General features: G+C 56.1%; 1 protein-coding gene. It reads right to left on the bottom strand.

The genetic code is table 11. The annotated features are described in order from the left end of the window. Positions 1-102: 102 nt before the first annotated feature. The gene (locus E1297_RS02600; RefSeq protein ID WP_155133532.1) at positions 103-2,067 is read right to left on the bottom strand and encodes a DUF4139 domain-containing protein; all 1,965 of its coding nucleotides are present in this window, start codon (positions 2,065-2,067) and stop codon (positions 103-105) included. Between the last annotated feature and the right edge of the window lie 135 nt (positions 2,068-2,202).

Below are 2,202 nucleotides of genomic sequence, written 5' to 3'. Positions count from 1 at the left end.
ACGGGGATTTTTAGCGAAGCGCAAGCCGTTAGGCTGCGTGGCGGGATTCGCGTTGCTGACAGGCTTTTGCCCGCTCACTTGGCGCTGGTCGCGTTCCGGCCATTAAAAGTTTCTAATAGCGTCGCCGATCTTGGTCCTGATGTCCGCAATCTTTCGGTTTAGAACCTTGATCGTTCCGTCAATTTTCTCGATGACCGTTTCCGAGTCCTCAAGTTTTTGCATGCTGCGCGCGAACAACGGGCTGTCCTGCGGTACCGATTGCAGATTGGCACGCTGGCGGCCCTGGTCGGAAACATGGCGATCCCGCTCGCGATTGAGTTCGTTCATCTGGTACTCGATCCGAGACCTTTCCTTCTGAAGGATCGCTAGCTCCGTGAGTTTCCGTGTGGTCGCTCCGATGCCGTAACGTGAAGACAGCGACAGAAGCGTTTGGGTATCCGTTTGCGACAGGTGAAAGATCTGGTTCCGGGTGCGTTCGACAACGGCTGTTACCATTTTGGTCTCTCCAGCTGGAACCGTGATTTTCATTCGGCGATGCGTTTTGGTCGAATCCAGCTCGTGGTCGGATGAGAATTCCCAACCAGGACGCTTCGCTTGCTCTATGACTACGGTCCGCTCCGCGTCCGCAGCTCCCTTGATCGCGTATTGCGTCGTGTGCTTGTCTAGCGTAACGGCGGTCAGGATACCGTCAACGACCTTGATCTCTGTGATTTCCTCGGTTGGATTGGACGATGTCTCTATGAGAACCTTTTTGTCGGTCGCGAAGCTCGCCATGCGGCGCTCGCCGTCCGGCATTCCGGAAATCTGGGCATCTCCGACGTAACCTTCCTTGTCATCGTAGACGGTCAGGATGCCCTTTGGCAGGCTGGTTCCCGTGTCGTTGACGAGCATGATCGCCGCGACCGGGTTCATTGATCCGCTTTCAGGACGGAAGACGCTGACCTCCTCCGCCTCGACGAGATCGTCGATAATCGGGGCGGACAGGGTCTGTCCGTTCTTGAGATCGACCAGCCAAGGGATTTCGAAGGATGCCGTAACGTTGCCTTCAGTGGCCTGCCCGACGTTCGCCGAAGAGATCCGCACATTTTCCTCGGTGTCCATCATAGACATAGAGGCAAGTCCGTTCGCACTCCGTGCTGCGGCCCATTGGTGTTCGCGTTTTTCGAGTAGTGCAGGCGGTGCCGCGCCCGGGTCCACAGGAGGCACGTACCCGGCAGACGTATCGATCGGTACTTCGGCTCTTTGTTTCCAATAGAGAGAGTGAAGCTTTTGCTTCAGTGTAACCGGCTCCCCGGACGAGAGCGTGACGTTTACACCTTTCCAGTCCTCGCCGCTGGCGTTTTCCAGGACGGCCCACGCCTGAAGCCTTGCTTTTCCTCCGTCCTGAGTGACCACTCGATAGGCGGTCTTCCAGATCGGAGCAGGGACGACGTAGGACACTGCGACCTCGCGCTGGCCATCTCCGGCGATCCGGATGGATATCTCCCTGGCGCCGCCCACCTTTCCGTCGCCTACGACGGAAAGGGCGTTCGCGATTTTCTCCCTGACGTCTATGTCCTTGAATGAGATATTGACCGAGGAATCAAGGGCGACGCTGACGATGTTTCCTTCCTTGGTCAGGATGGATGCGACATCCTCCCGGCCGGTTTCACCGTTGTCCTTCGAGGAAACGCCCAGAACTCGTCCGGAGAAATGAGACCCGCTTTTCTGGATTTCAATCTGCGCTCCTTGTAGCGTCGACAGAAGCATGGCCGGGGACTGCAAGTCGTCGACCGTGAATGGGAGCTTTTTGAAGGTTTCCGAAAGAGGGCTTGGGCCGGGTAGTGACATTCCTTCGACAGCGCCTTTGCCGTCGAATACAACGACACTTTTTAGAACATCGTCGACCTGCTCAATCGGCACTTCCATCTTGATGATGCCGTCTTCTGAGATAGTTGCCTTGCGAACGATTTCGGCCAGGCCGCCTGATGACATCGTGATGTTTGTTATATCGCCGTTTTCTGAGGCGAGTGCGGACGAGGAGAGAAGAGCGCCTGTAAGGGCGACGGCAAGCTTTAGGGATTTCATGAATTCCTCCAAGGACTCTTGTTTTGAAGGGTAAGCTGGCCGGCTTCTTTCTTGAATTCCTGAAGGGAACCCTGACTACTAGGATCCGTGATTAGGAGGCGCAGAAAACCCCTTCCTTCAGGGAGGGGTCAAGAG

It is taken from the genome of Roseibium sp. RKSG952, assembly GCF_009711355.1.
The sequence above is the reverse complement of the archived record's forward strand: the minus strand, read 5'-3'. Positions and strand labels throughout refer to the sequence as shown.

Excerpts from the sequence above, each read along its gene's own strand:
- E1297_RS02600 (WP_155133532.1), bottom strand. The coding sequence starts at position 2,067 with ATGAAATCCCTAAAGCTTGCCGTCGCCCTTACAGGCGCTCTTCTCTCC.